Origin of the sequence: Luteitalea sp. (assembly GCF_022842525.1) — a bacterium.
Lineage (GTDB): Bacteria > Acidobacteriota > Vicinamibacteria > Vicinamibacterales > Vicinamibacteraceae > Luteitalea.
On sequence record NZ_JALHPM010000272.1, the window covers coordinates 1 to 6,260 of the forward strand.

The 6,260-nt window shown below is 71.6% G+C and carries 3 protein-coding genes; 1 reads left to right on the forward strand and 2 read right to left on the reverse strand.

Going from position 1 to position 6,260, the window contains the following annotated elements; genetic code table 11:
• Positions 1 to 556: 556 nt before the first annotated feature.
• Entirely contained in the window at positions 557 to 2,941 is a 2,385-nt protein-coding gene (locus Q0C41_RS28955; RefSeq protein ID WP_291990077.1) for a PBP1A family penicillin-binding protein, read from the reverse strand.
• 58 nt (positions 2,942 to 2,999) lie between these two features.
• Positions 3,000 to 4,598 (reverse strand): bacillithiol biosynthesis cysteine-adding enzyme BshC, encoded by a 1,599-nt coding sequence (gene bshC, locus Q0C41_RS28960; protein WP_291990079.1) that lies wholly within the window; start codon positions 4,596 to 4,598, stop codon positions 3,000 to 3,002.
• 100 nt (positions 4,599 to 4,698) lie between these two features.
• On the opposite strand from bshC, the gene Q0C41_RS28965 reads away from it, so the two are divergent.
• The coding region (locus Q0C41_RS28965; RefSeq protein WP_291990081.1) for a hypothetical protein at positions 4,699 to 6,260 on the forward strand (1,562 nt) is incomplete at its 3' end.

Consider the following 6,260-nt stretch of genomic DNA (forward strand, 5'->3'; position numbering starts at 1 on the left):
GCCTGCGGGTCCGTCGGGGTGCCCGCAGCCGGCGTGCCGGGCTGCGCGGTGGCACCGGCCGCGGGCGCCTGATTGGCGGCAGCCTTGGTCTCGGTGCGATTGCAGGCGACGCCCAGGGAGAGGGCGAGGAGGACAGGAACGGCGTACTTCAAGGGGCAACCTCTAGGGAAAAAACGACACGCCAGTATACGGGGACATGGGGGGATTCGGAAATCGCGACGGACGTCGGGAGGCGAGAACCGGGAATCGGGAATCGGGAATCGGGAATCGGGAATCGGCCGAGCCTGGGGCAAGTGGTTGGGTCCCAGGCGGCGATGCCCAGGCTTCATCCTGCAAAGTCTTGGTCGCCAGCGGGAACCGACTCTTGGACCGCCGGGACGTGCGATTGGCTTGCCCCGCCGAAGCCCGCAGTGTGGGCCGACCCGCGGGCACGTGCTCCGCCGAAGCCGGAGCGTGTGCCGCGAGCCTGGGGCTTGACCGCCGAAGCCGGAGCGTGTGCCGCGCGCCACGGGGCTTGCCCACCGAAGCCGGAGCGTGTGCAACCGGCGAAGGCGGGCTAGTGGGGAACGGGTGTCCCCGGCAGCGGCTGTCCGGCGGCCGTGGTCGGCGCGGGGGGCACGTGCATCAGGTGCGGGAGCGTGGCAAGGCTGCCGCCCGGGACGCCGAGGTGCGTGTAGCACAGCGTTTGTGGTTCGGTGCCGACCAGGAAGGCCTCGTTGGCGGTCGATTCGCAGAAGGGGCCGGCGCGGCCGCCCGTCTCCTTGTCGATGTCGACGAGCGTCACGCCGTCGGGGACGGTGAACGACACGTTGCGATGGCCGGCCAGCGCGCGCTTCATGAAGGCCGTCCAGATGGGCAGGGCGGCCTGCGAGCCGCTCAGGCCGACGGGCGTGTTGTCGTCCAGGCCCACCCAGACCACGGTGAGCAGTTCGGGCGTGAAGCCGACGAACCAGGCGTCACGCAGGTCGTTGGTCGTGCCGCTCTTCCCGGCGGCGTCGAGCGTGAAGCCGGCCGCCCGCGCCCCCGCGCCGGTGCCCTCGTTGAGCACGCTGCGCATCATGTTGGTGACGAGGAAGGTCGGCCCCGGCTGTGTGACCTGCCGCACGCGCCCCATCTCGGGCAGTGGCGCGATGCCGTTGTCGATTTCGATCCGCGAGACGGCGCGCAGCGGTCGCACTTCACCCAGATTGGGAAAGAGGGTGTAGGCCTCGGCCATGTCGAGGGGCGTCGCCTCGAACACGCCCAATGCGATCGAGGGATAGGCACGGGCCGTGAACCCGGGCTTCACGCTGCGCCAGAGCGACGCGATGTTCTGATAGCCGGCCAGCTCCGCCATCTGAATCGTGGCGAGGTTCCGGGATCGCGCCAGCGCGCGCCGCGCGGTGATCAGGCCGTCGTGTTCGCCGTCGTAGTTGCGCGGTGACCACTCCTGGCCGTTCACGAGGAACGTCGCGGGCTCGTCCGAGAGCACCGTGGCGGGCGTCAGGTCGGTGCGTCCCTCGCGCAGCGCCATGTCGAACGCGGCGAGGAACACGAAGGGCTTGAACGTCGACCCCGGTTGCCGCTTGGCCGTCGTCGCGCGGTTGTACTGGGAGCGCTGGTACGAGCGACCGCCGACCATGGCCAGAATCTCGCCGGTGCGCGGATCCACGGCCACCAGTGCGGCCTGCAGGGGGCCACGCTTCTGCCCACGCTTGGCATAGCGTGCCTCGATGTCCGCGACCCCGGTCGCCACGACGTCCTGGGCCAGTCGCTGGAGATGCAGATCGAGCGTCGTGTGGACCGCCACGCGTGTCGCCGAGGCCCGCATGGCCACCTGCTCGGCAACGAGTTGGGTCACGTAGTCGACGAAGTACGGGGCTTCGGCATCGACGCTGCCCTGCGCGGTTTCGAGCGGAGCGCGTATCGCCGTCTCTGCCGCCGTCCGCGTGACGTAGCCGGCCTCCACCATCGACCGCAGGACGACATCGCGCCGTTCCTTCGAGCGCACCGGGTGGCGCGTGGGCGAGTGCGCGGCCGGCGACTGGATGATGCCGGCCAGGGTCGCGGCCTCGGCCAGCGACACGTTGCTGACGTCCTTGCCGAAGAACAGGTGGGCCCCTTCCGCGACGCCGTGCACGGCGAACGATCCGCGCTGCCCGAGGTAGACGTCGTTCAGGTACAACTCGAGGATCCGGTCCTTGGTCAGGCGTCGCTCGAGGACGATCGACATCACCTGCTCGCGGATCTTGCGGGTGTAGGTCTTCTCCGGCGTGAGGAACGAGTTCTTCACGAGCTGCTGCGTCAGCGTGCTGCCGCCGACCAGGTACTTCTTGTCGCCGCGCAGGTTGGTCACCACCGCGCCGATCGTCCTGATGAGATCCACGCCGGGATGGGAATAGAAGCGGCGATCCTCGATGGCGAGGACGGCCTGCACCACGCTGGCCGGCAGCTGTGCGAGCGGCAGTTGCCGCTGGCGCCCGCGCCCGCCCGGGGCCACCGCCGTCAGCAGGGGCGCTTCGAGCTGGACCTCGTTCACGGCGCCCGTGCCTTCGAGGGTCAGCCGCGTGATCTGGCCGGTCCGACCGGCAGCATCGAGCGTGAGGGCCACGCGGACCACACGTCCCTCGGCGGTGCCCCCGCGGGGCACGAGGCGGACCTCGGTTGGGCTGATGTCGAATTCCCCCGGGCTCGCCGCGCGACTCTTGCGCGTGTAGCCGAGGTCGTCGAGGCGATCGTCGAGTTCCGGCGCCGTCAGCGCCTGGCCCTGGCGCAGCACGAACGGCCGCGCGTACACCTTGGGGGCCACACGGTCGTGCAGGCCCGCGAGGCGGGCATCCACTTCGAGGGCCACCGACCGATACAGCGCGATGAACACCGCGCCGAGGACCAGGAGCGGACCGAGCAGCAGCGCGGCGGCCAGCTTGAGCCAGCGGCGCCGCGGGCGACGCCGGGCCATCATGCGCGGGACCGCCGGGACGGGCGGCGTGACGCCGGGAGGCCGCTGCCGCGGGCCGAGGTCAGAGCTGGAGCAGCCAATGCTTGCCGCCCTCGACGGGGAGGCACTCGTAGAGCCGGGGCACGAGTGCCGGGCCGAACCGGTTCATGAACCAGGCCAGACACACGACACGTTCCTGCGGATGCCCGCCCGGAAACGCCAGGTGCTGGGCGTGGCCGAACTGGCGGCGCAGCGTGTCGTGCCGGCGCTTGGCCGCCGTGATCACCTTCGCGTGCAGCCCGCGCAGTTCGTGGGCGATGCGTCCCTGCGACGACTTGACCGCGCCGTCGAGGGTCGGATCGAGCGCCGGCACCGCCGCCAGGAGCGCGCCCATCCGTTCGTCCATCGTGTGCTCGAGATCGTGGAGCGCCTGCTCGAGCGTCGGGGGCAACTGGCTCTCGAGCCAGTGGTTCAGCACATGCTCGTCCTGCGCCTGCAGCGACCGCAGTTCGAGCGACGTGCGCGACAGGAAGCGCAGCGAGGCCGAGTCGAGAATCGTCCCCGTGGCCCGCGGCACGATGAGCGGCATGGCCGTCTCGTGGAAGGCGTAGACGCTCTTCAGCTGGCCCAGATAGGCCAGTTCCGACGGCCCGGCGACGTAGGCAATGGTCGGCAGCAGCGTGTCCTGCACGACGGCGCGCAGCAGCACGTTCGGGCTGAAGTGCTCGGGGTGCGCCTCGGCATCGGCCCGCAGCGTCTCGGCCTCGACCGGGGTGTCGCCGACGAAGAACTGGCCGTCCCGGTAACGAATGGGAATGCGCCCGCCGACCATCGAGAACAGGGCGGTGCCGTCCGGTTGCGCCAGGACCTGCGCGTGGTAGCCGTCGGCCACGAGGGCCTCGCCGGCGGCACTGGCCAGCTGACGGGTGCGCCCCGGATGATCGAGCACCCGCCTGAAGATGGCGCTCGCCAGCGGCTTGGCCGCCGAGTCGCTGCCGTCGAAGACGACCACACCGAGCGGTCCGAGCAGGGCATCGAGCAGGTGGCCGAAGGCGTCCGCCATCCCGGTGCCGGGCTGATAACAGCGCCGCAGCTGCGCCACCGTGTCCGCGGTGAACTCGGTCTGCGGCAGCAGCGTGTCGAGGTCGGCGAGCACCCGGGTGATGTCGTCGGTGAGGTGGACCTGACCGACCGGGACGTGCCCGTCGCCCTCGATGCCGCCGACGGTGAGGCGATGCGCCTGCAGGTCGGCGTCCAGCACCCAGGCGGAGGCGACCTCCTCCCAGTCGTGGTCCTCGGCGTGGTTCCAGAACACCGTCACGCAGGGCACACCGAACTGCGTCTCGATGTCGGCGGCCAACCGGGCGGCCGTGAGGCCCTTCATCAGCGTGTAGAGCGGTCCACCGAAGAGGCCGGCCTGCTGCCCCGTCACGATGGCGACGGTGCGCGGGTCGGCCAGCTTCGCGGCGGCCGCCCGTGCCTGCTCGGGGGCCTGCCGCTGCTCGAGCTGGGCCTGGAGGATGGCGACCATCCGGTCGCGCTCGCGGGGCTGGGTCTGGACGCGGGCGATCACCTCGCGCCAGGCCTCCGGCGTGGCGGGGTCCCCCGCGTAGTACGCCGCGAGCTTGTGGTGCTGGAAGGTGTAATCCAGGCTCAGGCGCGAACCCGACCACTGGCGCATGTCGATGCCCTGTGGCTGAGCCGCCTGCGTAGTCGAGTCTGAGCGCACAGGGGGTCCACTGTCGCAAAGGGCCCCACGGGTGTCAAGGCTAGACGCCCGGGTGGGCACCTGGCTTGCTATAATGCCGCTGCGTCTGCCCGCGCGAGCCTCGCGCAGGAGAGTCCCTGCCCTGACCCACGACCCCTCGTCCCTCTTCCAGCCGCCCGAGGTGGTCGGACCGTTTCGCGTCCGACGTGTCCTGGCGTCTGGCACGCTGGGCCCACGGTTGCTCGTGGAGGACGACCGCGGTCGCTTGCAGGTCCTCAAGCTGATCACCGACGTGGCCGACGACGCGGCCGCCCTCGTCGCCCGGCTCGACCAGGCACGACACGCCCTGCCGCAGCATCCGGCCCTGCAGCCGGTCACCGACGTCGGCGTCTCCGACGACGGGGTCTACCTGGCGTCGCCCGTGCTCAACGACCCGAGTGTGGAAGGGCGCTTGCGCGGCGGTCGTCAGACGCTGGAAGCGACGCTGCCCTGGTTGCGTGCGGTGACGGCCGGATTGCAGGCCGCGCACGAGGCAGGGGTCCTGCACGGCGCCATCCACCCGCGCGACGTTCTGGTTACCGAGGATGGCGGGGTGCTGACCGGCGTGGGCATCGCCCCGGCTCTCGAGGCGCTGAAGTTGCAGGCCCCCGTCCGGGTGCCCTTCACGGCCCCGGAGCGCGCCTCCGGCCGCCCCTGGGATGCCCGGGCCGACCAGTATTCGCTGGCGATGCTGGCGCTCGACGCGTTGTCGGGCCGTCGCCTGATTGCCGGCACGATCCCGGCCTTCGACCGCTGGACGCTCGCCGAGACGCCGACCGAGGACGCCCGGCTGCACGAGGTCTTCGTGCGGGCGCTGCACCCCGATCCCGACCAGCGCTACGCGTCGCTCGAGGCCTGGCTGGAGGCCCTCGCCGGGCCGGCGTCCGACCCGGCCGAGAAGTCCGGGGCCCTGTCGCGCTTTGCCCGGGAGGGCGTCATCCTGGCCGCGCCCGCGGCGAATGCCGACGCGGCCCGCGACCAGGCCGCGCGCGACATCAAGGTGCAGCCGATCGAGGATCCCGAGGGGATCGCGCTGTCGCTGTTTCCCGAAGAGGACGGCACGGTCGAGAGCCCGGTGATCGACACCGTCGGGGCCCGACGCGACGTCGACCCAGCGCCCGGCGAGGGCGACACCGACGCCGATGTCGAGCAGGAGTGGCTCGTCGCCGACGTCCCGGACGACACGGCACCGCCAGAGCCGGAGCCGGCAGTCGACCCGCTCGTCATGCGCCACGAACCCGCGCCCGAGGACGGGCACGGCCAGGCGCGCGACTGGCATCTGGACGATGACGACCGGACGGTGGCGGCGGTGGAATCGCCGCGCCCCTGGGAGGCCCACACCGACGAGGTTCCCGGCCGGCGCCCCTGGCTGCTCGTGGCCGTCCTGTTGGTGCTGGCGGCCCTCGGGTACGGCACCTGGCAGAGCCTGAATCGGCCGCCCGCGTCAGCGTCGTCGGCCGAGGCGCCGGCAGAGAGCGCCCCGGACCCGACGACGTCCGCGAGTGACGATCCGTCTCCGACCGCGTCTGCCGCACCGCCGCGCCCGGCGGTCGAGCCCTCGGTCGCGCCGCCGGTGGCCGTGGCTCCGCGGTCGGT